Raw genomic sequence first — 1024 nt, forward strand, 5'->3', positions numbered from 1 at the left:
GAGCCGCCCACGGTCCCGCCGGTCACGGACATCGAACGCGGCGTGCTTTTTGGGGTGCGGCCCGTGCGCGAAACGCGGAGCATGACCATCGAATTCGTGCTGCCCCAGGAACTGGACAACCCGGCCACCAAGCCTCTGCGGGTGGTGGCCTCGGTTCTGGGCACGGAAACCGGGAACTCCCTGGTTGAAACCCTACGCGACAAGGGCTGGGCCCTGGGTCTGTCCGCCGGAGGCGACACGACAAGTCTGCGCAACGGCGTGACCCTGTCCCTGTTCCTACAACTGACCGAAGAAGGGTATGCCCGGCGGGAGGCCGTGCTGGGCACGGTCTTTTCCTATTTCGACCTGCTGCGGCGCCAGGGGCTGGACCGGACGTATTTCGACCAACTCGGGAACATGCTGGCCATGGAATTCCGCTTCGCGCCCCTGGCCAGCGGCTTCGACTATGTGGCCCAGGCCGCAGAGACCATGCTGCGCCATCCCGTGGCCGACGTGAATTATGCCGGCTATCGTCTGGACTCCTTTGACCGAGCCGCCGTGGATTCGATCCTGACCGCGCTCACGCCGGCCAACGCCCGCGTCTTCGTGGTCGGCCCGGATCAATCCACGGACCGGGAAGCCTTTTTCTACCAGACCCCGTACAGCGTCCGGTCCATCGAGACGACGGATATGGCCCGCTGGGCCGGCTTGGCCCTGACCGATTTGCGCCTGCCGGATCTCAATCCCTTTGTTCCGGATGATTTCTCCGTGGTTCCACAGGCCGGGAGCACTCCGCGCCGGATCGTGGACACGCCGGGCCTGACGGTCTGGCGGGCCGAGTCGCAATTTCGTCATGAGCCCAAGGCCATTCTCATGACCCGTCTGCAGTCCGCGTCCATCGCCTCCACCGTGGAACAGACGGCCATGCAGGGCGTGCTGCTCGAATTCTGGGATCAGGCCCAGGCCGGGCTGAAATATCAGGCCCAGGAAGCAGGGCTGGGCGTGAGTGTCGCCGGAGATGAGGGCTTTGTCGTCACCGTTGACG

General features: G+C 64.9%; 1 protein-coding gene. It reads left to right on the forward strand.

The annotated features are described in order from the left end of the window. The coding region (locus tag EOL86_15650; protein ID NCD27005.1) for a hypothetical protein at positions 1–1024 on the forward strand (1024 nt) is incomplete at both ends.

Source organism: Deltaproteobacteria bacterium (assembly GCA_009930495.1).
Classification (GTDB): domain Bacteria; phylum Desulfobacterota; class Desulfovibrionia; order Desulfovibrionales; family Desulfomicrobiaceae; genus Desulfomicrobium.